General features: G+C 47.9%; 29 protein-coding genes. 11 read left to right on the top strand and 18 right to left on the bottom strand.

What is annotated here, in order from left to right; genetic code table 11:
* Window positions 1-3 precede the first annotated feature (3 nt).
* From ACYQ1O_RS03200 to ACYQ1O_RS03155, 10 genes are all read right to left on the bottom strand, one after another.
* The gene (locus ACYQ1O_RS03200; protein WP_459990188.1) at window positions 4-780 is read right to left on the bottom strand and encodes a hypothetical protein; all 777 of its coding nucleotides are present in this window, start codon (window positions 778-780) and stop codon (window positions 4-6) included.
* Complete coding sequence (locus ACYQ1O_RS03195; protein WP_459990187.1) at window positions 780-965, bottom strand: hypothetical protein; 186 nt, start codon at window positions 963-965, stop codon at window positions 780-782. Before ACYQ1O_RS03195 ends, ACYQ1O_RS03200 begins: the two co-directional genes overlap by 1 nt.
* A complete protein-coding gene (locus tag ACYQ1O_RS03190) occupies window positions 943-1,527 on the bottom strand; it encodes a hypothetical protein (protein WP_459990186.1) in 585 nt (194 codons plus the stop codon). The genes ACYQ1O_RS03195 and ACYQ1O_RS03190 overlap by 23 nt, the downstream gene beginning before the upstream one ends.
* On the bottom strand, window positions 1,511-2,014 hold the full coding sequence (locus tag ACYQ1O_RS03185; RefSeq protein WP_459990185.1) for a hypothetical protein: 504 nt from the start codon (window positions 2,012-2,014) through the stop codon (window positions 1,511-1,513). The genes ACYQ1O_RS03190 and ACYQ1O_RS03185 overlap by 17 nt, the downstream gene beginning before the upstream one ends.
* A gap of 10 nt (window positions 2,015-2,024) precedes the next feature.
* The gene (locus tag ACYQ1O_RS03180; RefSeq protein WP_459990184.1) at window positions 2,025-2,975 is read right to left on the bottom strand and encodes an AAA family ATPase; all 951 of its coding nucleotides are present in this window, start codon (window positions 2,973-2,975) and stop codon (window positions 2,025-2,027) included.
* Complete coding sequence (locus tag ACYQ1O_RS03175) at window positions 2,975-4,630, bottom strand: Mu transposase C-terminal domain-containing protein (protein WP_459990183.1); 1,656 nt, start codon at window positions 4,628-4,630, stop codon at window positions 2,975-2,977. The genes ACYQ1O_RS03180 and ACYQ1O_RS03175 overlap by 1 nt, the downstream gene beginning before the upstream one ends.
* 149 nt (window positions 4,631-4,779) lie before the next feature.
* Window positions 4,780-5,001: a hypothetical protein gene (locus ACYQ1O_RS03170; protein WP_459990182.1), complete on the bottom strand. Its 222-nt coding sequence runs from the start codon at window positions 4,999-5,001 to the stop codon at window positions 4,780-4,782.
* Window positions 5,002-5,011: 10 nt separating this feature from the next.
* Window positions 5,012-5,218 (bottom strand): hypothetical protein, encoded by a 207-nt coding sequence (locus tag ACYQ1O_RS03165; RefSeq protein WP_459990181.1) that lies wholly within the window; start codon window positions 5,216-5,218, stop codon window positions 5,012-5,014.
* Window positions 5,219-5,493: 275 nt separating this feature from the next.
* Window positions 5,494-6,681, bottom strand: coding sequence for a hypothetical protein (locus ACYQ1O_RS03160; RefSeq protein WP_459990180.1), 1,188 nt, complete (start codon window positions 6,679-6,681; stop codon window positions 5,494-5,496).
* On the bottom strand, window positions 6,678-6,884 hold the full coding sequence (locus ACYQ1O_RS03155) for a hypothetical protein (protein ID WP_459990179.1): 207 nt from the start codon (window positions 6,882-6,884) through the stop codon (window positions 6,678-6,680). The genes ACYQ1O_RS03160 and ACYQ1O_RS03155 overlap by 4 nt, the downstream gene beginning before the upstream one ends.
* 90 nt (window positions 6,885-6,974) lie before the next feature.
* Here ACYQ1O_RS03155 and ACYQ1O_RS03150 point away from each other — a divergent pair, with 90 nt between their 5' ends.
* From ACYQ1O_RS03150 to ACYQ1O_RS03140, 3 genes are read left to right on the top strand one after another with little or no spacing between them, the layout of a single operon-like run.
* On the top strand, window positions 6,975-7,646 hold the full coding sequence (locus tag ACYQ1O_RS03150; protein WP_459990178.1) for an XRE family transcriptional regulator: 672 nt from the start codon (window positions 6,975-6,977) through the stop codon (window positions 7,644-7,646).
* Window positions 7,647-7,664: 18 nt separating this feature from the next.
* Window positions 7,665-8,312: a thermonuclease family protein gene (locus ACYQ1O_RS03145; protein WP_459990177.1), complete on the top strand. Its 648-nt coding sequence runs from the start codon at window positions 7,665-7,667 to the stop codon at window positions 8,310-8,312.
* Window positions 8,313-8,342: 30 nt separating this feature from the next.
* On the top strand, window positions 8,343-8,882 hold the full coding sequence (locus ACYQ1O_RS03140) for a hypothetical protein (RefSeq protein WP_459990176.1): 540 nt from the start codon (window positions 8,343-8,345) through the stop codon (window positions 8,880-8,882).
* A 211-nt stretch (window positions 8,883-9,093) separates the two neighbouring features.
* Here the strand turns inward: ACYQ1O_RS03140 and ACYQ1O_RS03135 are convergent, their stop codons facing one another.
* Window positions 9,094-9,546: a ComF family protein gene (locus tag ACYQ1O_RS03135; RefSeq protein WP_459990175.1), complete on the bottom strand. Its 453-nt coding sequence runs from the start codon at window positions 9,544-9,546 to the stop codon at window positions 9,094-9,096.
* Window positions 9,547-9,607: 61 nt separating this feature from the next.
* Between ACYQ1O_RS03135 and bioB the strand changes: the two genes are divergently transcribed.
* The 8 genes from bioB to ACYQ1O_RS03095 all read left to right on the top strand — a co-directional run bounded on the left by bioB (window position 9,608) and on the right by ACYQ1O_RS03095 (window position 17,496).
* A complete protein-coding gene (gene bioB, locus ACYQ1O_RS03130) occupies window positions 9,608-10,570 on the top strand; it encodes a biotin synthase BioB (RefSeq protein ID WP_459990174.1) in 963 nt (320 codons plus the stop codon).
* Window positions 10,571-10,782: 212 nt separating this feature from the next.
* Window positions 10,783-11,538: a DUF2971 domain-containing protein gene (locus tag ACYQ1O_RS03125; protein WP_459990173.1), complete on the top strand. Its 756-nt coding sequence runs from the start codon at window positions 10,783-10,785 to the stop codon at window positions 11,536-11,538.
* 507 nt (window positions 11,539-12,045) lie between these two features.
* Window positions 12,046-12,255 (top strand): type II toxin-antitoxin system HicB family antitoxin, encoded by a 210-nt coding sequence (locus ACYQ1O_RS03120; RefSeq protein WP_459990172.1) that lies wholly within the window; start codon window positions 12,046-12,048, stop codon window positions 12,253-12,255.
* Between the two features lie 35 nt (window positions 12,256-12,290).
* Window positions 12,291-13,448: an 8-amino-7-oxononanoate synthase gene (gene bioF, locus ACYQ1O_RS03115; protein ID WP_459990171.1), complete on the top strand. Its 1,158-nt coding sequence runs from the start codon at window positions 12,291-12,293 to the stop codon at window positions 13,446-13,448.
* On the top strand, window positions 13,430-14,275 hold the full coding sequence (gene bioH, locus ACYQ1O_RS03110; protein WP_459990170.1) for a pimeloyl-ACP methyl ester esterase BioH: 846 nt from the start codon (window positions 13,430-13,432) through the stop codon (window positions 14,273-14,275). The genes bioF and bioH overlap by 19 nt, the downstream gene beginning before the upstream one ends.
* Window positions 14,269-15,054 (top strand): malonyl-ACP O-methyltransferase BioC, encoded by a 786-nt coding sequence (bioC, locus tag ACYQ1O_RS03105; protein ID WP_459990169.1) that lies wholly within the window; start codon window positions 14,269-14,271, stop codon window positions 15,052-15,054. Before bioH ends, bioC begins: the two co-directional genes overlap by 7 nt.
* A complete protein-coding gene (gene bioD / locus ACYQ1O_RS03100; RefSeq protein ID WP_459990168.1) occupies window positions 15,051-15,728 on the top strand; it encodes a dethiobiotin synthase in 678 nt (225 codons plus the stop codon). The genes bioC and bioD overlap by 4 nt, the downstream gene beginning before the upstream one ends.
* Before the next feature lie 109 nt (window positions 15,729-15,837).
* Window positions 15,838-17,496: a multicopper oxidase family protein gene (locus ACYQ1O_RS03095; protein ID WP_459990167.1), complete on the top strand. Its 1,659-nt coding sequence runs from the start codon at window positions 15,838-15,840 to the stop codon at window positions 17,494-17,496.
* A 28-nt stretch (window positions 17,497-17,524) separates the two neighbouring features.
* Here ACYQ1O_RS03095 and rnhB read toward each other — a convergent pair whose 3' ends face one another.
* The 7 genes from rnhB to efp form a co-directional block, all read right to left on the bottom strand.
* On the bottom strand, window positions 17,525-18,118 hold the full coding sequence (gene rnhB / locus ACYQ1O_RS03090) for a ribonuclease HII (RefSeq protein WP_459990166.1): 594 nt from the start codon (window positions 18,116-18,118) through the stop codon (window positions 17,525-17,527).
* Between the two features lie 3 nt (window positions 18,119-18,121).
* A complete protein-coding gene (gene lpxA / locus ACYQ1O_RS03085; protein WP_459990165.1) occupies window positions 18,122-18,892 on the bottom strand; it encodes an acyl-ACP--UDP-N-acetylglucosamine O-acyltransferase in 771 nt (256 codons plus the stop codon).
* A gap of 2 nt (window positions 18,893-18,894) precedes the next feature.
* Window positions 18,895-19,338 carry a 3-hydroxyacyl-ACP dehydratase FabZ gene (gene fabZ, locus ACYQ1O_RS03080; RefSeq protein WP_459990164.1) on the bottom strand — a complete coding sequence of 148 codons (444 nt, stop codon included), beginning with the start codon at window positions 19,336-19,338 and terminating at the stop codon, window positions 18,895-18,897.
* Between the two features lie 46 nt (window positions 19,339-19,384).
* Window positions 19,385-19,885, bottom strand: coding sequence for an OmpH/Skp family outer membrane protein (locus ACYQ1O_RS03075; RefSeq protein ID WP_459990163.1), 501 nt, complete (start codon window positions 19,883-19,885; stop codon window positions 19,385-19,387).
* 95 nt (window positions 19,886-19,980) lie between these two features.
* Window positions 19,981-22,326, bottom strand: a complete 2,346-nt coding sequence (bamA, locus tag ACYQ1O_RS03070) for an outer membrane protein assembly factor BamA (RefSeq protein WP_459990162.1) — start codon at window positions 22,324-22,326, stop codon at window positions 19,981-19,983.
* Window positions 22,327-22,463: 137 nt separating this feature from the next.
* Window positions 22,464-23,444, bottom strand: coding sequence for an EF-P lysine aminoacylase EpmA (gene epmA / locus ACYQ1O_RS03065; protein WP_459990161.1), 981 nt, complete (start codon window positions 23,442-23,444; stop codon window positions 22,464-22,466).
* Window positions 23,444-24,013, bottom strand: coding sequence for an elongation factor P (gene efp, locus ACYQ1O_RS03060; protein ID WP_459990160.1), 570 nt, complete (start codon window positions 24,011-24,013; stop codon window positions 23,444-23,446). Before efp ends, epmA begins: the two co-directional genes overlap by 1 nt.
* Window positions 24,014-24,058: the final 45 nt, after the last annotated feature.

Below are 24,058 nucleotides of genomic sequence, written 5' to 3'. Positions count from 1 at the left end.
TCCTTAGTTTTGCCGTGGCGGCAAAAACTCAAAGACAAAGTCGGCGGGGAAGTTAACGGCTGTCATTGATAGTGGGATGTTTTCCGTGCCGTTAATGCCATTTTTAGTGCTAGCTTCAATAAACCACGCGGTTTTAACGGGCTTAAATGACGCCTTAAGGATGCTTACACCTTCTGTAAATTCGTTGTTATTGAATTTACTGACCATATCCTCCAGCTTGGCGACGGCAGATAAGTTGATATTGCCGTTTTTATTACGGCGCAACAAACTAAACACCAAATCAACCAGCGCATTGATGTTGTCCGCATCTTTCTGGTCTTCATCACCCGCTTGCATTAATGATTTAGTTTTTATGTTTTGTAAAAAGTGGCTGATTTTTTCAACACCCACATCTACATCATCAGTCCAGCCTTCGTTGACGTTAAAGCCAATGGTGATGCTGTCTGTGCCATTGCTAAATAAATGGCTACGTTGTTCATCAAGGTACTTACTGCGCGATGGCTTGATGCCATAAGCTTTGTACTTCAATTCAAGCAAGTGCTTTCCCACGGTAAACACCTTGAGTTTTACAGCGGCTAACTTTTCGGACGCTTCTTTTAAATCTGCCATTAATTCTGGCAGTTGTTTATTCAATTCAGCATGGTAAAGGGCGACCGGATCATTCTTTTTGGCTTCTGCTTGTTTTTTTGCCAAAAGCTCTTGAAGCATTTCAACGGGCAGCTCATCAAGGGCGATATAGCCCGGTGGTGTGGTGGTTGGGATTTGTGTGGTGGTTTCCATTATTTATCCTCGCTTGTATCAATGATAGGTTTAGCGATTAGGCTTAATGTTTCTGCGAGTTGATGCACTAAGATGTCGGCATCGGTTTCGTTATCGTTATCACCCACCACGCGAAAACCAATGGTTTTATTGCTGGTGTCGGTTTGTTGGATGTCAAAAATTTCAATAATGTGCTTCGGGTTCATCTACAGACTCTTTGGCTTTGGGTCTTTGGTAAAGGCCACCCACAGGGGTAGCGCGTTGGCATAGCCAGCTGTCGGCTTGCTCTATAAGTTGGTCAATCGGTGCCTCGGGTGTGCTGGCTTTATCGTTAAAGACGATTTGGTAATACGCTTGGTTTGGGTCGTCTGGGTGTCGGTAAAAATGAATGCTGTAAGCAGCTTTAACGCTACCGCGTTTAACTTGATTCTTTGGGTCGTCAAGGATGGTTTGGAATTGCTTTTTTATAGCGGGTGGCATACCAAGGCATTTAACTTCGGCGGCATCTTGTTGTGCTTTTGGGCGTGCTGGCAGGCAGCTTAATACTTGGCATGGTGCAGGCCAGTCTTTAAGCGTGCCGGCTGCTTTTAAAAAGCCTTCACGAATGCGGTCGGCATCTTGCTGTTGATTCCATTTGATGTGTTGGTTGTTGAATACCGCAATCCATACCTCCGCTACAGCTGTGATGGTATCAACAGCAGGTGTGCCGTTTAGGCGCAAAACCAGCAGGGTTTGCAGGCCTTCTATGATGCTATCGCGCAACCACATCGCTGCCTCCTTTCATGCTTTGCAGGGCATTAACGGCATTGGCAGTGGCTGATAAGCTGGCAGCAACGGGCGACTTGCCATTGATTACCACGGGCAGATTGTCAGGCTGTGGGCGGCTGACTTCGGTTTTGATGATGTCCAGCAAATAGCCGTGCCCACCTAGCGGAGTGTCTATTTTTCCGGCATCACGCAGGGTGATTATTTTTTGCAGCGCCACTTCCCAAATGTGCGGAGGGGCATCACAGACCACGCCATCGCGCTCAATGCGTTGCGCTTCAATCATGGGTGTTAACTCAGCCAATAACGTGGTAACACGCGCCCAGCTTAGTTGGCTTTTTTTGGGGCGAAACAAGCCAAGGTAACGGATTACCAAGGGGCCAATTGGCGACATTTTGGCAACTTGCATTAAGGCATCGGTGGCAGATTGATTAGCTACCAAAGCATCTAATGAACTGGTTGATCCGCAGGCGGGGCATTTAATCCTCATAACGCCGCCTTTAAACGATGGGTTGCAAGCACAAGGCTTGTTTAGCGACCGCATCCACCAGCTTTACATTAAGCGGGTGGTCTTTGCGGTATTCGCGGATACCTGCAACTAAGCCTTCCACGAGCATACGGGCTGAGCCTTGGCAGTATTTATACATGCGCTCTATCACATCGTCGGCGACTTCTTCTGCGCCAAAACTGGCTTGTATTAACGCGGCTGCGTCTTCTTTGGTGATGGCTTGGATGGTCTCTGGAAAGAAGCCACAACGGCTACGGATTTGGTCAAATTGCCCGTGCTCTGGCTTGAGGATGCCACGCAGGTATTCCGTGCCACATAACACGATGCCGACATTGGCGATGTCGCGCAGGCGGCGTAAGGCATTCAGTACGCTGGGGGTGACGGTTTCGGCTTCATCAAAAATAAATAGCGTGTCGGTTTTGATAACGGCGTTGATGATGGCGTTAAATTTATCGTCCATGCTGCCCTTGACTTCATACCCCAAGACTTTACGGGCCAGTAATTTGATAAGGGTGTTAACAGTCATCATTGGTGTGGCTTCGATTAAGTAGGTGTTGGGGTGGCTGGCGGTGTAATGGCGCATGGCGTAGGTTTTACCTGTGCCAACGTAAGCGCTTATCACAGCAAAATTGCGGTAAATTCTGGCTTGTGAACAGGCGGCGTTGGCTAGTTTGAATACACTGGTTTCAACAGCGGCGATGCTTTGTTGGCTGCTGTCATCAACATTACGCAGGGCGGATTCAACTGCTGACAAAATCTTACTGGGTGATGCGCCATAAGCACCGCTAAGGATTTGGTTTAACGCGGGCGCACTGGTACGCGCTAAACGGGCGACGGCGGCTTGGGTGTAATTGTTGTCGGCAATCCACGTTTTAATGGCGGCGATTTGGTTAATATCTGCCGGGCTATAGTGGCTGGGGTAGGTTTTTTCGGTAGCTTCCATTAGTACAACTCCAGTTTTATATCGTCTTCATCAGTTTCTATGCGGGTGGCGGTGCTTTCTATTGCCAATGCGCCATCGGCGATGGCATCGGCATCAATTAAATTGCCGCCACGGTGTTGCTGTTCTTTGATTTTCTTTTCCAAACGCTTAACCGCATCGCTAGCACGGGTGATGCGTTTTTCTTCTAGCAAGGTGTTTGGCACGACATCAATAGCAGTTATCAAGATGGCATCACATAGCCACACACCGCTTAAGGTGCGGATAACAGCAACGCGGTTATCCATCATATCCAGCTCTACTTGCACGGTTTGCCCGTTGAAAGCGTATAAATCGGCATGTTTGTATTCGCGTTTTTTGTGCTTGACGCTAGCGCGGCGCACTTTAAGCTGCACAACAAAGCGCTTAAGCTCAATCAGTGATATAGCAGGCGGTATAGCTACCAAGCCTTGCCAAACACCTGCGTGGCTGATGCTGGTTTCTTCGGGATGTTTGCGTTGGTGGTAACGTTCTAGCCAGGCATTAAAGGCGTCGGCAAATTGCAAAACGCTTGGCGGGGCAAGGCGTTTGGCTTTGCATTCGCGGACTACTTTGTTACGCACTTCATCGGCGGCTTCATCGCCGCAATAAAACTCCGGCATCCACATTTTTAAAAAGTCTTCTTTCATGGTTTTAAAAAACCGTTCAATCCAACCTTTGCCGTGCGGATTGCCTGGGATGCTATGAATAATTTGCACCACACCTGCACGGACGTAAAAGCCTGTGATTTCATCATCGACAAAGTTATTGCGGTAGCCTGAGCCGTTATCTATATATAAGAGTGGCGGCACATGGTTATGGCGGACAAAGGTTTCTGCCCACATGCTTTGCACAGCAAAACTGCCTTCGTGTTCATCTAGTCGCCAGCCGACGATATAGCGGCTTTTTAAATCCATACTAACTGTGAGTTCCGGCCTAAAAATATCGCCCGTCATGGGGTGGGCTAGGTAAATATCGGCCTTGTAACCGTCGGCGACGTAGATGTCACCAACACGTAGGTTTTCAGTGGTGCGGCGTGCATAACCTGTTTGCGTTAAACGGTGCAGGTTTTTGCCTAAGCGGGCAGGGCCATTTTTACCCAACTTGGCAGGCAGTTTTTGTAAGTACGCTTTAACGGCGGGGTATTGGCAGGTAAAGCCATGTACCTCGGTGAGTTGTTTATGCACGCTGGCATAGCTGGGTTGGCTGGATTGGTTAAACAATTCCATTGCCAATTGCTCCCAGCCACCTTCTACCCGCTGGCGGCCTTTGTGCTTTGGCACGATGGCATCAATACCGCCTTCGCGTTTGTTTTTGTACCACTCGCACAATCGGCTTTTGCTGGGAAACTCTGCTTTGCCAGCGGCGCAAGCGCGTAAGGCACTGCTGATATGCGGCGGCAAGGTGTCATCATCGGCACGGCCTAAGAGCAAATTGACCGCTAAGGTTAACGTGCTGGTGCTTTCCATTAACTGGCTGATGTAATTGCAAATGATGTCGCGGTTAACGGCTTTTTCCCGTGCTTTGGCGGTGCTGCTTTGCACGGCGGTGGTGGCATTTTTTGCCATTATTTCCGTGCGCGTGGCAGGGCGCACTTGGGTTGTATTGCCTACGGGGACAATTGAGCGCTCATATCTCATGACTTGCCGCCCCAGTGCTTAATACGGTGGACGCTGTGGGCGATTTTGATTAATACAGCGCCATCGTTATTGGGTTTAAAATTTCTTACTTGGGTACTTAATGGCACAATGCATCGGCTTGACTGGCTACTCATATCCTTCTCCGCTTATTAGTTACGAAAACTGAAAACAACTATTGAAAACAAGACTATTGCCACTGAAATAAAGGAACTCACACCTAACAATGCATGAGCTGAATCAAGCTTGTTTTTTAAAACAATAGAATTCCATCGGGCATCAGATAGCTGTCGATTTAAAGCAAAAATCTCCTTTTTTAATGAAGCTATCTCGCCATTTTCTGGGTATACCCCCAAATGTTTTTGTTCGTTCATGCAATACTCCCTAGTGTTTAGTTGAGTTGCTTGCGGGCTGCAAAATGGCACCATCAAGTCGACTAAGTGCGTTATCGACCAAGTAGTTTGCCAATAGCGTTGCGCCGGTTTGGTGGCCTGCTTGAAGGCGGGCAAGTTCTTCGGGTAAGCCTTGTTTTAAGGACTGGAAGATAACGCCGCCATCTTCACTGTCTTCTATGATGAGAAAGTGCTTCATAAAAACCTTGGTTATTGATAAAAATATAAAATCGATTCTCTATAAATCACATTCATTTAATTTATAAAAAAATGAACCATAACAATGACTTTCTGCTTTTTTCATATGAAAGTTGTTATAAAAAAACACAGGTACAAGCTTGAACTTACAAACACTTAAACCTAATTTGTAACGCGCTAAAACCGAGCATCTTCGCCTACTAGCCACCTTTCTTGATCGAGCTGAATCCATAAAAGCCCCCCTATAAATCAATCTTCTATTCATAAAAATCCTTATTATTGAGTTTTGTTTTTTGCGCCGGCTGGCCTGCCAGGGGCTTTTTTGTTTTCATCAGCACGGCGTGATTCTCGCCCTACTTCTTTCACGGTAAAGTCGTGGTCTATCATGAGTTTGCAGTCAACTAGCCGCTGCTTTTCAAGATCGGTTAACACATGCTTGCCAGACAATTCAGGCGGTACGGCATCCAGCCCGCGCAGTGCTTGCAGCTCTTGAAACAGGTGGTCAATATCGAGGTACATACCTGATACGGCGTTGGCGATAGCGTCATAACGCAAGCCATCTTCATCCGGCGTAGGCGCGGTTTGCTTGAGGGTTTTTTGCAATAACATCCGCAGGGCTTTTATGTACACGCTTGCGCCGTATTCCAAGGAGTAACTTTCCTCACGGATTGCCATGGTTTCTATGCTTAAGGCTTCTTTGCCGGGTTGTTTGGTGCGGGTTAACTGGTTGAGTTGTCTGGTTTTATCCTCTATCTCCAGTTGTTGTTTTTCATAAAGCTTTTCGTGATTGCCGATTTGCTTTTGTAAGCTTTGGATAGTTTCCAGCAAGGGTTTTTCGGTTTCGGTGGCTAATTTTCCGGCTTTGTATTGGCGTAGCTGGTTACGCAGCTCGGTGGCGGTCATGCACTCGATTTCATCTAACGTGACGGCTGACGCTTCGCCACCGTTGACGATTTCTTCAAGGTCGCCATCGTCTAAAACGAGGAGTTCTAGTAGTTTTTGTTGAGAACCTATCTTTGGAACCAAATCGCCCAAATTGGGCGTTTTGGTAATTTTTCTGACCGCGCCCATAAATCGCTTTGCTGAACTTTGACTAAACCCAAGCAATTCAATGCGCTTTATAAATTCACCATGCGCTGATAACTCCTTAAGCAACAACAATCGCTTACCCAGCTCTAGGCAGGCTTCGGCGGTGCGTTGCTGATAAAACCGGATACCATCTTCCAATGCACCAACAGTCAACACGTCCTCATAGCCAAGCTCTTGCGCCAGCTTTGCCGCGCCAAAGGCTTCACGGGATGGCAATGTGGCGGTTGGCGCAATAGTGCTAATACCTGTTTCCATCAAGCCGAATTGCTCGGCAACTTCGGTTTGTTTCCAGCCGCCTTCTAAATCCAAAACCAAGTCATCAGTTGTTGTCTTGGTTGCGTTTAGATCGATTTCTAAGTTTTCAGCCGCACTCATCCTTGTGCTCCGCTAAAGTCGTCTTTTAATTTGTCAGCGATTTCTTTACCCGTGCCGTACAGGGCTTTATTCGTGCCACGCACCACATCGGACACTTGGCGCAAGCTGTAACCGTACTGCTCCCCCCATGATTTCAATGTCATGCCGCGCTGACGCACGCGGTGCTTAATGCCGTCTAATGATTTTTCGTTAGGTTCAGCCATCGTTATGTCCTATATTTGTGTTTTTACTTAATAACGGGTTATGTCTGTTATTGGCTGTTATCTTAGTACCCAATTGGGTACATGTCAACCATGTTGAGTATTCGAATGAAAACAATTGGCGGAAGAATAAAAGAAGAAAGATTGCGATTGGGTATGACGCAAGAAAAGATGGCAGAATTATGTGGGGTTGGCAGACAAGCGCAACTAAGGTATGAATCGGACGAAAGGTCGCCAGATGGGTACTATTTTGAGGCTATAGCTAAAGTAGGGGGGAATATTGAGTACATTTTGACTGGACGCTGTTCTTCTTCAGTAAAAGAAGATCATCCTAAATATTCCGTACCGGATTACGTGGAAATAGCACACTACAATGTACAGGCTGCCGCAGGATCAGGTGCCATTCCTATATCTGAAGAGCTTTTGCAACCACTTGCATTCCGTCGTGACTGGTTAGTAAAAAGGCACTTATCGCCTAATGATCTTGTAATAGTCGATGTAAAAGGCGAATCAATGGAGCCAAAGCTATTAAATGGGGATTTGGTTTTAGTAGATAAATCACAAACTGATATTGCCAGCGGCAAAACCTTTGTATTGAGAATGGATGGGCATATTTTGGTGAAGAATTTGCAACTGCTGCCACATGGTTTGGTTCAGGTTGCATCGTTTAATACTGGGTATCCTGCTTACCAAGTAGACTTATCTGATGAATCATTAGATATGGCTGTTATTGGCAGGGTTGTAGCTTCTATGCACGAATGGTGATTAATAATGGGTAGCGTTATGAGTAAAATAATTGGATTGTTTTTGTTGCTAATATCATTTTCAGTGTTTGCTAATGAATGGTCGGGGGTAGTTGTAGGTATTTCAGATGGCGATACATTAACCGTATTAAATGAAGAAAAACACACTATTAAAATACGCTTGGCAGAAATTGATGCACCAGAATCTAAGCAAGCTTTTGGCACACAATCTAAACAATCACTATCAGATTTATGCTTTAAAAAAACAGTGATTGTGGATGATAAAGGCAGGGACAAATACAAGCGGACGCTAGGAAGGATTAAATGCAGCGGCATTGATGCAAATTTAGAACAGGTTAAGCGCGGCATGGCATGGGCTTATAAGCAATACTCAACAGATAAATCAATTGCCGACTTAGAAGATGAAGCAAAAGCCTTAGGTATTGGATTATGGGCCGATGAAAATCCAATGCCACCTTGGGATTTTAGGCATGGTGGAAAAAAAACAAATGGTAGTAAACAAAAAAATCCAGTTAACTCATCTAGTAGCAGTTTTGAATGCAGCGGAAAATCAAGATGTGGTGATATGGGTAGTTGTGCAGAAGCTCGGTTTTATTTAAGTGAGTGCGGTATGAGTCGCCTTGATCGTGACCATGATGGCATTCCTTGTGAGTCTATTTGTCGGTAATGCGGCAATTAACTTTTATTGGGGTTAGCTATGGATAATGTTGTACATGAGACAAAAAAAACTCGTTGGGGTTTGATGTTAGGGTTGTTTTTTGGAGTGATTGTAATGCCGATTGCCGTGGTTCTTGTGATGGTTTCGACAACTTCAAACAACAACCAACCTATTGACGCTGCAAAACCAATAGCACCAAGGACGTTTGATTATTTAAAGCTTGTCGATACGGTAGGGCGGGGCTATGCAAATAAAGAAGGCTCAGAAACGGGTGAGGTTTGGACAAACTTAGCAATGGCCTCGATGGTTTCTGTTGTTGGCGCACCAGACAAAGTAACCAAGGTAGCTTTTATTTTTCCAGGACACTCTACCGAGGATGTGATGGTTTTTAATCTTCATGCAATAAAGCAATTAGGCATAGCCTTGCTTAATGATGAGTCTGTCGTTGCTTGGGTTGCAGATATGATTGATAACAAAGCAGGCGAATCTGTAAAGGTTTTTGGCAATATAGAAGTGAGCTTTAAGGAGTTTCCGCTGCCAAAAAATTCGGAAATATATTTGATTTTTACGCCGCTATAAACAATCTTTAAAGACCATTCAAACTTGGTTTAAATGGGTACAAAAATGACCAACAATATTTTTATTACCCATTTAAATATAACTTAAAATCACCCATTTCACGCCAATTTATCCCATTTTCAAGAACTTTATAAAAAACCAATAAAATTAAGCAAATCAATACTTAACGTTATTTTTCAGCCAAAAATACTATCCTATTTCTCCCCCTCCCTTACTCCAAGGTTTTGGCGATTTCAATCGACTGGTTAAAACCGCGCTGCCGATAACGGCTGCCATGCAACGGCACGGGAACAATCAAATCGGGCTTGGGTTGGTTTTGCAGGTGTTCCGCCACTAGCAAGGCCAAGAGGCGGGCATTCTTAAAATCGGCAGAAAATTTTAACGAGGCCACCATGTGGCGCAGCCCAGCATGATGCAGAAACGGCGCAACGGTGTGTTCATAAGCTGGCGGCTTCGTTAAACAGCGCCCACATAAAACCGATGTGTCCGCCCTATCCGGCAACGCCAAACCGCAGCGCCCACAGCAATGGCTATTTCTGGGCAAAAGCCGATGGCAGACCGCGCATAAATCCAGATCGGCCATACCGGCATTCCCGCATAAGATGCAGGTAGGCGGCAGCAAGCAATGCTGTATAATATTCAGCCAGTTGTCTACCCAATTCATAATAACAAGTTGATAAGTGTGGTTGCATGCTTAGCAATAACTATAGTCGGAGTTATCCCCCATGTCTGTATTACGCCACGATTGGCAATTAGCCGAAGTCCAAGCCCTGTTTGATTTACCCTTTAACGACCTGATTTTTCAAGCACAAAGTGTTCATCGCCAACACTTTGACCCTAACGAAGTGCAAATCAGCAGCTTGCTCAGCATCAAAACCGGATCGTGTTCAGAAGACTGCGGCTATTGCCCACAAAGTGCGCGTTACGATTCCGGCTTAAAATCCGAAGCCCTGATGCCGATTGATGAAGTCATCCAAGCCGCGCAACAAGCCAAAGACCAAGGCGCATCACGTTTCTGCATGGGCGCAGCTTGGCGGCAACCCAAAGACCGCGACATCGAACGCGTCGTGGAAATGGTGCAAGGCGTCAAAGCCTTAGGCATGGAAACCTGCGTGACTTTAGGTATGTTGACCGACAGCCAAACCGCACGGCTTAAAGAAGGCGGCCTGGATTACTACAACCACAATCTGGACACATCCGAAGATTATTACTCCGAAGTCATCACCACCCGCACTTATAAAGACCGCTTGGACACCTTAGCGCGAGTGCGTGACGCAGGCATCAACGTCTGCTGCGGCGGCATCGTCGGCATGGGCGAAGGCGAACAAGACCGCGCCAATTTGTTGATTGAACTGGCGAACATGCCCAAACACCCAGAAAGCGTACCGATCAACATGCTGGTACAAGTCGAAGGAACACCGCTGATGGGCACAGAAAAACTCGACCCGCTAGTCTTCATCCGCACCATCGCTGTCGCCCGCATTCTAATGCCCACCTCCCGCGTCCGCCTCTCCGCAGGCCGCAAAGAAATGAGCGACGAAATGCAGGCTTTGTGCTTCTTAGCAGGTGCGAACTCGATTTTTTATGGCGATAAATTGCTGACTACAGATAACCCAATGACTAACCATGATGTGGCGTTGTTTGATAGGTTGGGGTTGCATTCGGGTGGGTCTAGTTATGCGAATTGAGTTTTGAGGTATGTTGGGTTGACGGCTTTATTGTTAACCCAACATATTGAAGTCTTCAAAGTTGGGTTGCCTACAAAGAGCAACCCAACTGAGCTAAATGTTGGTAAGCAAATGAAAATAAATGAGTTTTAATTTTTAAAAATTTATGGGCAAACTTTTGATGTGTGTTATTACGTCAATTTAAGATGCCTACTTTACGTTAGGCAACAAGAATGTCAGATTCTCTTCACTTCTATAAATTTAGGTCAATAAATAAGTGGCTAATTGAGTCAATTGTTCAACGTACAATATTTGCACCAAGGCCGGAAGATTTAAATGACCCATTTGACTGCCAAGTAGACTTAGAAAGTGTTTTTGAGCGTGCGATCTCTCTGGCTTCAGGTGAAAAACTACATTTCATCAAGTCTTTCTATGAAAATAAAGTATTTATTGAGAACTGGAAAAATGAAATGAGCTCTAAAGGGGTTTATTCATTTTCGCTCATAAACAGTCAAATACTTTCTGAGCCGCTTATGTGGTCACATTATGCAGATGAGCATAGAGGCGTTTGTTTAGAATATATTCTTCCTAAAGAATTTATTCTTGAAAATCTTATGGCTCAACATTTAGAAAATCGCTTGTTCGTTTGCAATAGTGTTGACTATCAAGATAGTGGGTTTGTAGAGTGTATTTTGAAGGCATCTCCAGACCTAGAGCGCTTCGCTGAGGATTTAGCTCGTAAGTATCTTTTAACAAAGAGTCCTTCGTGGCACTATGAAAAAGAAGGTAGGCTAGTTCTTAGGCAGAGTGGAAGCATTAAACTGCCGAATGAATCCTTGCGTAGAGTATATTTTGGCTTGCGGTCAGCAAAGTCAGATATTGAGTTAATCACAGAATTGGCGAGAAGCTATTCTGGTTGTAATAGTTTTTATAAGGCAATAAAAGGCAAAGGCGATTTTGAATTTAAATTCGAGGAAATTACTGCCTAATAAGCGAGGTAGCCCTTATGTAGCGATAGCCCGTAGGGTGTATAAGCGAAGCGTCATACACCGCATCGGGATTGCAATCACGGCAAACGTATTTACCGCTCCCCGTTTTATTCCTGCCATGAATTGACCCTACATGGTGTGTTGTCTATTCACAATTCGGTGCATGGCGCTTTGCTTATACACCCTACAATTTGATGAAAAATGAATTAGCCAAGGGTACGCTGTGCGTACCTTTTACATCGCTATTGTTGTAGCGAATGATGGTACGCACAGCGTACCCTACTCAAAAACGCATTAGGCAGATTCACACCAACAATCTGTTGATCGAGGCTTTAAAACTGAAAAAATACAATGGGGTCATGCAGTTTCGTAGGGTGGGCAACGCTTTTCTGCCCACCATTCCCCGCATAATCGGTGTACCCAAAGGGCATAAAGGCAGAAAAGCGTTGCCCACCCTACGCCGCTGACTCACATCTGCAATTTATTACGTCTATTTATGAGGCAAAAATGGAACTCTCCGCAATCTTAACCCCCGCGCCTGAAGGCGGCTACGTTGCCTTAAATCCAGAAACAGGCACAACCAGCCAAGGCGATAGCATTGAAGAGGCTTTGGCAAATCTACAAGAAGCCACCGAGCTTTATTTGGAAGAGTTTCCTATCACCTTTTCAGGCCGCTCGTTAATGACTACGTTCCAAGTCACCCGACATGCAGCCTAGTTTGCCGATTATTTCCGGTGATAAGCACTCTTAAAATGTCCTTTTCACATTTAACCCACAACCTCAATAAGCTCACCCAACAAGGCTTATACCGTTCCCGCCGGGTCGTCGAATCGCCGCAAGGTATTCATCTGCAATTAAACGGCAAAACGGTCGTCAATTTTTGCAGCAATGATTATTTAGGTTTGGCAAACCATCCTGCCATCGTACAAGCCTTTAAAAATGCGGCTGATATTTACGGCGTGGGCAGTGGGGCGGCGCATTTGATTTGCGGGCATAGCACGGCGCATCACGCGTTGGAAGATGAGTTGGCGGCGTTTACCGGACGTGAGCGGGCGCTGTTGTTTTCCACGGGTTATATGGCGAACATCGGCGTGATTAATGCGTTGGTTGGGCGTGGCGATACGGTGTTGGAAGACCGCCTTAACCATGCGTCGTTGTTGGATGGCGGTTTGTCGTCGGGGGCAAAATTCAAACGTTATGCCCATGCCGATACCCAACATTTGGCGGAATTGTTGGCGCAAGCGACGGGCAATAAATTGGTCGTGACCGATGGCGTATTCAGTATGGATGGCGATGCCGCGCCGTTGCCAGAGTTGGCGGCGGTGGCGAAACAACACGATGCGTGGCTGATGGTTGATGATGCCCACGGTTTGGGTGTGTTGGGCGCAAACGGCGGCGGTTTATTGGAGCAATACGGTTTGCAGCAGGATGATGTGCAAGTGCTGATGGGAACACTGGGCAAAGGTTTCGGTACGTTTGGGGCGTTTGTCGCGGGTTCGGATGTGTTGATTGAAACCTTGATCCAATCGGCCCGCACCTATATTTACACCACGGCGATGCCGCCCGCCGTTGCCGAGGCGACCCGCGCCAGTTTGCGCATTATCGAAACCGAACATTGGCGGCGCGAAAAACTGGTCGCCTTAATCCAGAAATTCCGTACCGGTGCGGGGCAATTGGGCTTGTCGCTGATGCCCTCCGCTTCGCCCATCCAGCCGATTCTTGTCGGTGAAAGCGAACGTGCTGTCGAAATCAGCCAAGCGTTATTGGCCGCCGGATTTTGGGTCAGCGCCATCCGTCCGCCGACGGTGGCACAAGGAACGGCGCGGTTGCGGGTGACGTTATCGGCAAGTCATGAAGCGCCGCATGTGGATGCGCTCTTAGACGCGTTGGATTGGACTATCAACGCCTGAGTGACCGCACTTTTTCAACCACGATCAGCTTAGTAAAAATTTTGTTGACACATTTAAAGCTTCATCTCCAAATTTTTGGCAGCGGCAAGCCGATTGTCCTTATCCACGGCTGGGCCATGCACAGCGGCATTTGGCGCGCTTTCGCGCAACGCTTGGCACAGCAGCATCGGGTGATTTGCGTGGATTTGCCGGGCCACGGCCTGAGTCCGGTCATCGAGCCGTTTACGCTGGATAGCATCAGCCAAGCATTGGACAACACACTGGGGGATGAGCCGGCGGTTTGGTTGGGTTGGTCGTTAGGGGCAACGGTCGCACTGGATTATGCCCGCAGCCATCCTGAACGGGTTAAGGGTTTGCTGTTGATGTGCGGAAATCCGTGCTTTACCCAACAGGCGGATTGGCCTGCCATGCCGTCAAAGGTGTTGGCGCAATTCGCCGAGCAATTGCACGCCAATAGCCATGCGACTTTGGTGCGTTTTTTGGCTTTGCAGGTGTTTGATCTGGATAATTACAAAACCTTATTGGCGGAACTGAAAGCCGCCGTGATGGAATGCCCCGCGCCCGATCCGGTGGCCTTGGATGGAGGTTTGGCGATATTAAAACAAGCCGATTTGCGTCAGGCTTTGTCCGCACTGCCCATGCCTGCCGCCGCCCTGTTCGGCACGCGCGACGCGTTGGTGCCGGTTGCTGTGGGCGAAGCCATGCGCCAGCTATTGCCTGCTTTGCACGTGCAGGTGCTGGAAAAAGCCGGACATATCCCCTTTTTATCACACCCCGATGCGGTGCAGGCCATCATTAACGATTTTATGGACAAACAATCATGCTAGCCGTCGATAAGCACAAAGTCCGGCGGTCTTTTGCAGATGCGTCAAGCAGTTACGATCAGGCCGCGCATTTGCAGCGTACCGTGGGCAAAGCCTTGCTGGCGGCTATCGAACCGTCGGCCTTGACAGGTACGGTGCTTGATTTGGGATGTGGCACGGGATTTTTGTCTGCCGAGTTGCTGGGGCAAGGCTTTTGTCAGGAGGGGCAGTTAATCGCACTCGATATTGCCTTGCCCATGCTCCAGGCTGCGCGTAGCAAACTTAAGCCGCAACAGCCCTCTTATGTGTGTGCCGATGCCGACCGCTTGCCGTTTGCGGCGCATAGCATTGACCACATCGTCTCCAATTTGGCTTTGCAGTGGTGCAGCCAACTAGGCGACACCTGTGCGGAGTTGCGGCGCGTGCTGACAATGGGCGGGCAGCTGCGGTTCAGCACCTTCGGCCCGCAAACCTTGCAAGAGCTAAAAGCGGCTTGGCGCACGGTTGATGGGCATCCGCACGTCAATCATTTTTACAGCGAAGCGCAAATCCACAGTTTTTTGCAGCAAGCCGGATTTAGCCAAATTGAGGTGCAATCGGTGCTTTATTGCAACCATTACCCGTCGGTATTGGCGTTAACGCAGGAACTAAAAGCCTTGGGCGCACAGACGGTTGCCGCCCGCCATTCGCATATTACCCGTAAATCACACTGGCAAGCCATGCTGGCGGCGTATGAAAAATCCCGTCAAGATGGACTCATTCCCGCCACTTTCGAAGTCATCACGATAAAGGCCAACGCATGAATCAAAGTTATTTTATTACCGGAACAGACACTAACGTCGGCAAAACCTGGGCAACCATTGCGCTGATGCGGGCTTGGCAACAACAAGGCCGCAGCGTGCTGGGCATGAAGCCTGTCGCTTCCGGTTGCACATATGCAGATGGCGAACTTAAAAATGACGATGCCTTGCTGATTCAAGCCCATGCCTCCTTGCCGTTGGCGTATCGGCAAATTAACCCGTTCGCTTATGTCGAGGCGGTGTCGCCGCATATTGCAGGAACCCATAATCCGGCAGATTTTGCGGTCATCCGCCGCCAGTTTGACGAACTTAAAGCGCAGGCCGATGTGTTGTTGGTGGAAGGGGCGGGCGGTTGGTATTCGCCGATGAACGCGCAACAAAGCAATGCTGATCTGGCTGTTGCATTGGCATTGCCGGTTATTTTGGTGGTGGCGATGCGTTTGGGCTGTATTAACCATGCACTGCTTAGCCAGCAAGCCATTCAGCAATCAGGCTTGCCGCTGGTCGGGTGGATTGCCGTTTGCAGCCAAGCCGATATGGCTTATTTGGATGGCAATATTGCCACGTTAAAAAGCGGTTTGGCGACACCTTTGCTTGGCGTTTTGCCTTATTTGGAAAATGCAGATTTTTCTCACTTAACCAAGCACTTGGACTTATCTTACTTAAAAGGCGATTAGCATTTTTTTCAAACCTTGTTTATTAATAGTCTCTAATATAGAATCTATAACCCCACACTTTGTGGGATTAAAGCGCACATCAGATGCCGCTATCAATAAGGAGACTGCTATGACCACCCTAAACAAGCTTTCCCGCCGTCATTTTTTAAGCTATTCCAGCTTAGGAATACTGGCCTTAGCCAGCACGCCACAACTTTTACAGGCTATGGAAGGTATGCAAGCCATGCCTAAATTGCCGCCCCGCAAAGCTTCACCGCAATTTAAAGCCGATGTGGAGTTGGCTTTATATTGCCAACCCGCCGCAGTACCCATTCTAACTGGGCAGGCGACCGCCGTAATGCAATACACGGCAAAGCTGCTGAATGGCCCTAAAGAAACGCTGACCACGATTGCCGGTTCTTACCTCGGCCCGATCATCCGCCTGCAACAAGGCCAGAAAGTCCGTATCCATTTGCACAATGGTCTTAACGAAAGTACCGTCACCCATTGGCACGGCTTGCACGTCCCTTCGGAAATGGATGGGCATCCGCTGTATGCGATTGATCCAGGTCAGGTATTGGTCTATGAATTTGAAGTATTGAACCGTGCCGGAATGAACATCTACCATCCGCATCCGCACGAGACGACCGCCAAGCAGGTTTATCAGGGTTTGGCGGGCGCATTGTTGGTGAATGATGCTGAGGAAGCGGCGTTGGAGTTGCCTTCTGGTGAATACGAAATTCCCCTGGTTATCCAAGACCGCCTGTTCGACAGCCAAAACCAGCTGGTTTATGTCCGCAACATGCATGACCGGATGTTTGGTTTTTACGGTGACCGCATTTTGGTGAATGGTCGTGCCGATTTTCAGCTTAATGTTGCCAGCCGCGCCTACCGATTGCGCTTCATGAACGGCTCCACGGCCCGTATTTATAAGCTGGCTTGGGATGATGGCACGCCGATAACCGTCATCGGCACGGATGGCGGATTGCTGGAAACGCCGGAGACCAAGCCTTATGTAATGCTGGCACCGGGCGAACGTCTGGATGTTTGGGCGGACTTCAGCGGTCGCCCAATCGGTTCGCAATTGGTGATGCGCAGTTTACCGTTTTCTGGCGCGTTACCCCACGGTGGGATGATGATGGGGCGCGGCAATTTGCCGATGGGCAGTGATTACCCTATTTTTACCGTACAAGTGACGCAAAAAACCAGCGATAGCCCCAAGCTGCCGACACGCTTGTCATCGTTTAAACACTACAAGCTTTCCGAAACCAGCAATCCGGAACAGCCTGTACCGATTGGCATTTCTGAAGGCCATATGAGCATGTTGTTGAATGGGCAAGCCTATGCCTATAACGATGTGCAAGAGATGGAGCGGATTAAACTGAACAGTATCCAGTTGATGGAGATTTTCCATGCCCACGGTGGCGGCCATGGTATGTCATCAGGCGAGGGTATGGGCGGCGGGCGTCATGGCAGAATGGGCATGGGGCGTATGCGCCACGGCTCGATGGGCGGTATGGGCATGATGGCGATGGCGCATCCCATCCATTTGCATGGGCAGCCGTTCCAGATCATCAGCCGTAGCATTTCTGATAATACCGATGAGGGTTATGCCAGTGTCCGCGAAGGATTTGTCGATAGTGGCCTAAAAGATACCGTATTGGTGATGCCTGGCGAAACGGTGCGCATTATCAAGCCGTTCCAAGATTTTAAAGGTTTGTTTATGTACCACTGCCACAATCTTGAGCATGAAGACATGGGCATGATGCGGGATTTTTTAGTGGAATAAACCGGTGCGGTTAGTGGTGGGTGTGTCGTTAGCCACAGGCGTTGACCAGCTTTGCAATGGGCTTAAAGCTTTTTCTGTGTACAGCCAACACGCCAAAAGCCGCCAATTCTGCGCTATGTTGCGCGGTGCCGTAGCCTTTGTGTTGGTGGAATGCAAAATCTGGAAATTGCCGAGAATAGTCGAGCATCAGTTGGTCACGCGCCACTTTTGCCAAAATGGAGGCGGCACTGATGGCGGCGACTTTGCTGTCGCCTTTGACAATCGCGCTTGCAGGGATGGTGAGCGAAGGAAGGCGGTTGCCGTCTATTAAGGCTTCATCGGCGGGTATAGGCAGTCCGGCCAGTGCGCGTTGCATGGCAAGCAGGGTGGCTTGCAAGATATTGAGCTGGTCGATTTCTTCAACGCTGGCTTCGGCAACGCACCAGCTTAAGGCTTGCGCTTTGATGGTGATGGCAAGCGCTTCGCGTTTTTTTTCGCTAAGGGTTTTAGAATCGGCAAGACCTGCAATAGGTTTGAGCGGATCGAGGATGACCGCCGCCGCCATCACCGGCCCCGCCCAAGGGCCGCGGCCTGCTTCATCGACACCGGCAATCAAGCGGTTTTTTTCCGAAGGGTTTAGCAAGTTTTAACGCAAAATGCCACGGGTGACGTTACGCAGAAAGCTGACCATCTGCGACACTTCTTTGCTGTCGGCTGCCAAATCTTCCATTTGGTCGATGGCATCGTCCAGACGCAAATTCATTTTGTAAATCAGCTTGTAAGCTTTACGGATCAGGCGGATGTCTTCGGCGGCAATGCCGTTGCGCTCCATGCCCACCGAGTTGATGCCATGCGGACGCGTGGGCCTGCCACCCACCATAATGAAAGGCGGGATGTCTTGGGTAATGGCGCTGCCCATTGCGGCGAAACTGTACTGCCCAATTTGCGTAAACTGATGTACCAAGGTAAAACCACCCAAAATGGCATGGCTGTTTAAGCGCACATGTCCAGCCAACGACGCGCCGTTAGCCATAATGACATGGTCACCGATGACACAATCATGGGCAACATGGGTATAGGCCATAAACAAATTGTCGTTACCAATTTGCGTGACACTATGGTCTTGGTGGGTGCCACGGTGCATGGAGGTGAATTCGCGGATGGTGTTGCGGTCGCCAATTTCCAAACGGGTAATTTCCGCCGCATATTTTTTGTCCTGCGGGTCTTCCCCTAACGAGGAAAACTGGTAAATACGGTTGTGTTTACCGATGGAGGTAGGGCCTTTGATAACCACATGGGAAGCGATCACGGTACCGGCATCAATCTTTACATCAGGGCCAATGACGGAATAAGCGCCGACGACGACGTCATCGGCAAGTTCGGCACGGCTATCTATTCTGGCTGATGGATCAATCAAAATTAATCCACCACGGCTGCACATCGGATTTCTGCGCTGGCAACAAACTCGCCATCCACTTCGGCCTGACACTCAAATGCCCAGATATTACGCTTACTTTTTACAAATTTGGCTTCCAGCATGAGTTGATCCCCAGGAATAACCGGTTTTTTAAACTTGGCTTTGTCGATGCCCACCAAGTAATAAATCATACCGTCCAGCTCGTTACCTGCCGTTTCTGAAGCCAAAAGCCCCGTGGCTTGCGCCAAGGCTTCCAAAATCAAAACACCAGGCATGATGGGCTTTTGTGGGAAATGGCCTTGAAAAAACGGTTCGTTATAAGTGACGTTTTTCACGCCCAACAATCGGACGCCAGGCTCACATTCGACCACTTTATCGACTAATAAAAAAGGGTAGCGATGCGGTAAAAAGTTTTGTATTTGTAAAATATCTAGTTTGGTAGACATAGGTTTAGAAGACTTTAGCAGATTGGCGAGCTGGATAATTTTGCAATTACTCAGGAAGAGTCAACAGTTTTTGCTGAACCTGGCTCGTCACGTCAATCTGTTCGCTGGCATAAATGACGCCATCGGTCAGTAAAAGGTCAAAGTTTTGGTCTTTGGCAATCGAGCGGATGGCTTCAACAATACGGCGTTGCAGTTTACCCAACTCTTCGTTGCGGCGGGCGTTAAAGTCTTCACTGAACTCTTGTTGCGAGCGTTTGGCATCGCGTTTTTTATTCAGGATTTCTTTTTCCAAATTGCTGCGTTCAGATTCGCTCATAACAGCAGCATCCCGTGCCATACGCTCTTCTTTGCTTTGGATTTCTTTCTGTTGGGCTAACAATTGTTTGTCACGTGGGGAAAATTCCATTTCCAAACGTTTTTTGGCTTTTTCCGCTTGCGGTGCTTTTTCTAGCACGGCAGGGATGTTGACAAAGCCTATCTTTAAGTCGGCATAACTTACATTCGCCGTTAACAACAGCCCTAAAAATATAGCAAGTTTGTTTTTCATTGTTAAAAAGTTCTCCAGTCAGTGAAAAGGCGAGTTGTATTATTAAATGTGAATCAGATTATAGGGTATGGGTGGGTATCCTAAAACAACTTCTATCAGAAATTTTGCCCGAAGTTGAACTGGAACATTTGCTCTTGATCGGCGCGGAATTGTTGCGCACCGCCGTTATCAATATAGGGTGTGCTGCCGGTGTTGAGCGGCATGGCGGCACTCACCGACAACGCACCAAAGGGTGACAGCCATTCGCCGGACAGGCCGGCGGAATATCTGAAGTTGTCCATGTTAAAGCCATTGCTGATCGCGCCGGCATCGAAAAACGCACCTAGGCGGACGGATTTGACATCGGATAAGAACGGCACAGGGAAAAACATCTCGGCGTTACCGATAATTTTGCTTGAGCCACCCAGCGGGAAGGAGTTGGAGTCCCTTGGGCCTAAGGTATTGTTCCTAAAGCCCCTTATCGATCCCGTACCGCCGCCGAAATAATTTTCGAAAAACGGTAATGATTTGGTGGAGCCGTAACCGTTACCGTAAGCGGCTTCAGCCTGTACGCGGAAGGTAAAATCTTTGGCCAGCGGAAAATAGAGCTGGTGTTTATAGCTTAACTTGTAATAGCTCAAGTCGCTGCCAGGTAAGCTGATTAAGCTGGAAAACCGTTGTTGCCCGCCTTTACTAGGAAAAATGGCGCGGTTTAAGGTGTCGTGAGTCCAGCTTAACGTCGGTGAGTAGGTTAAAAAGGTGTCACCTTCACGGGCAATAAAGTCGCTGATTTGTTTGGATGAACTGAAATAAACGTTGCCGCTGGAATCGTAGGCGGTAACCGTGCTGAGGTTCGTGTGTTTAAAATCCAACCCAAAGCGCACTTGGTCAAATTCGTTGAGCGGAATCCCGAAATCGGTGCCTAAGTTAATGACTTTAGTCGAATAATTGGCAATGTTGATGCGCCCCGCGTTACGTTCGGAATAGCCAACGTTATAGCCGACACTGACGCCATCGGGTGTAAAGTAGGGGTTTAAAAAACCGACTTGGTAATTGGTGGCGTAGTTACTGTTGTTAAAGCCCAAGTTGACGCGTTTGCCAGAACCAAAAATATTATCTTGCGATAAGTTGGCGTTGATGACGATGCCTTGTACCTGCGAGAAGCCGACACCCGCTGACAAGTTGCCTGAAGATTTTTCGGTGAGGGCATAATTAACGTCGATCTGGTCGGTTGTGCCGGGTACTTGCGGCGTTTCAACATTTACCGATTCAAAATAACCCAAGCGTTCCAAGCGGGTTTTAGAACGCTCGATTTTAGCGCTGGACGCCCAGCTGCCTTCCATTTGGCGCATTTCGCGGCGCACGACTTCATCGCGGGTTTTGGTGTTGCCCTTGACGTTAATGTGGTTGACGTAAGCGCGTTTGCCCGGGTCAACAAAAAAAGTCATATCAACAGATTTTTTTATTTCATTGATTTCCGGCACCATGTTGACGTTGGCGAATGCGTAACCGTCATTACCTAGACGGTCAGAAATGGCCTTGGAAGTCTCGGTGGCATTTTTTCTGGAAAAAATTTCGCCTGGGCCAACACTGGAAAGCTTAATGAGTTCTTCTGGGTCAACCACCAAATTTCCAGCCAATTTAACTTTTTCTAGCGTGTAAACTTCGCCTTCTTTGACGTTGATGGTGACGTAAATGTCTTTTTTGTCAGGCGTAATAGCCACTTGCGTGGATTCTATTGAGAAATTGATATAACCGCGATCCAAATAATAAGAGCGCAAGGTTTCCAAGTCTGCCGAGAGTTTTTGCTTGGAATATTGGTCGTCTTTTGTGTAAAAAGACAAAAGGTTGGAGGTGCTGAGTTCTAAAATGCCCAGTAGCGCTTTTTCATCAAACACTTTGTTGCCAACGATGTTGATTTGCTTGATTTTGGCAACGCGGCCTTCGGAGATGTTGATGTTGATACCCACGCGGTTGCGTGTCAAATTTGCCACTTCAGTTTTGATTTTTAAGCCGTATTTGCCGTGGCTTAAATATTGGCGGCTCAGTTCTTGTTCTACTTTATCAAGGACTTGGCGATCAAAAACCTTGCCTTCGGACAAGCCGATTTTATCCATGGCTTTTTTTAGGTCGTCTTTGCTTAAGTCTTTGTTGCCTTCAAAAATGATTTTTGCAATTGACGGGCGTTCCACCACGTTGACTATTAAGGAATCGCCTTCCCGTTCCAAGGCAATGTCTTTGAAGAATCCAGTTTTGAATAACGCCCTGATAGCAGGGGCTACATCATCCATGGAAAACTTTTCGCCGACGTTGACCGGCAGGTAGTTGAAGACCGTACCTTCTGATATGCGCTGCAAGCCCCTGACTTTTATGTTTTGTACGAAGAATGCGTCGTCAGCTTGAGCCGCTTGGGAGGCCAGTAAGCCTAACAATAACAGGCGGGAAAAAGTTTTTGATTTCATGTAACCAGCTAAAAAGTATACGACTGAAGTCCAAGCGTGATGATTTGCAAAAAATTATAACACAGTAAGTCTTTAGAAAAGCTTAAGGACATCCTAGTTATTGATTCCATTAAAGTTTAATTGCCGTCTTTAAGGGGCTAGGCGTTGGTAACAGGAAACGCCAATACTTGATCGATGTGTGTGCTGTTAGATAATAGCATCAACAAGCGGTCAACACCGATGGCAATGCCTGCACAATCGGGTAGCCCGCTGGCTAAAGCCGCCAGTAAGCGTTCGTCTTTGACGCTGGCAGGCAAGTTGTTTTGTCTGCGGAAAGCCAGTTCTTGGTTAAAACGGCGGTCTTGCTCGGCGGCATCCGCCAATTCATAAAAGCCATTGCCCAATTCAATGCCATTGATAAATAGCTCGACGCGATCTGTGGTCAGCGGGTTGTCGGCATTCAGGCGTGCTAGTGACGATTGGCAGGCGGGATAGCCAAAAACCATGCATAAGGCATTTTTGCCTAGAAAAGGTTGCACCCGGTGGCTAAAAATAAAATCCAACCACACGGCGTGGTCTTCACCACATAAGTTGACGGCTTCCGGCAAGCCGTTGGCAACGGCATAAGCGCAATAGTCTTCATAACAAAAAACCAGTGCATCCAGTCCGGTCATTTGTTTGAAGAGGGCTTGGTAGCTGATGGTTTGGTTGGTTTGCAAGGCGTGCCTGCCTTGGAATAAGGCTGCCATCAGTTCCGCCACTTCCGCCATTAGCTCCTGTAAGCTGAAGCCAACGCGGTACCATTCCAAAAGGGTGAATTCGGGGTTGTGGTAACGGCCTGATTCGCCATTGCGGAAGGCTTTGCAGATTTGATAAATGGAACCGCTGCCTGCTGCCAGCAAGCGTTTCATGGCAAATTCCGGCGAAGTCTGCAAATACAAAGTCTGCTGCTGGTGTGGTAAATGATAAGGTGTGGAAAAGAAATCCAGCTGCGGATCGGTGCCGATGGCATGGCAAAGCAAGGGCGTTTCAACCTCCAACACCTGCCGGTCTGCAAAAAAAGACCGGATTTGTGCCAGCAATTGGGCCCGTAAACGCAGTGTTTCTGGTGTACAGGCCGGTTGCCACGGATGCTGCACTATTCTTTTACGCGGGAAATGTATTCGCCGGTACGGGTGTCGACTTTAATCATTTCGCCTTGTTGCACAAATAAAGGCACACGCACGACGGCGCCTGTATCCAATTTAGCTGGCTTGCCGCCGCCGCCTGAGGTGTCGCCGCGAACGCCTGGGTCGGTTTCAACAATGGTCAGTTCGACAAAGTTACCGGGCGTTACTGCCAAAGGCGAATCATTCCATAAGGTGACGTAGCAATAATCTTGGTCTTTCAGCCATTTGGCGGCATCGCCGACAATTTTCTCGTCGCACTGATATTGCTCAAAAGTTTCTGCCACCATGAAATGGCGGAATTCACCGTCGTTATACAGGTATTGCATTTCCACATCGACCACGTCGGCGCCTTCCAGCGTTTCGCCTGATTTAAAAGTGCGCTCAATGACCCGACCCGTTTTTAGGTTTCTGATTTTGACGCGGTTGAAGGCTTGGCCTTTGCCTGGCTTAACAAATTCATTGTCAATAATCGCGCAAGGGTCATTTTCTAACATGACCTTTAACCCAGCCCTAAACTCACTTGTACTAAAAACAGCCATTTTATCCTCTGTCTGACACAATAATTGAAAGTTGACCATTATAAT

This window comes from Methylosoma difficile, from assembly GCF_054657615.1.
The sequence above is the reverse complement of the archived record's forward strand: the minus strand, read 5'-3'. Positions and strand labels throughout refer to the sequence as shown.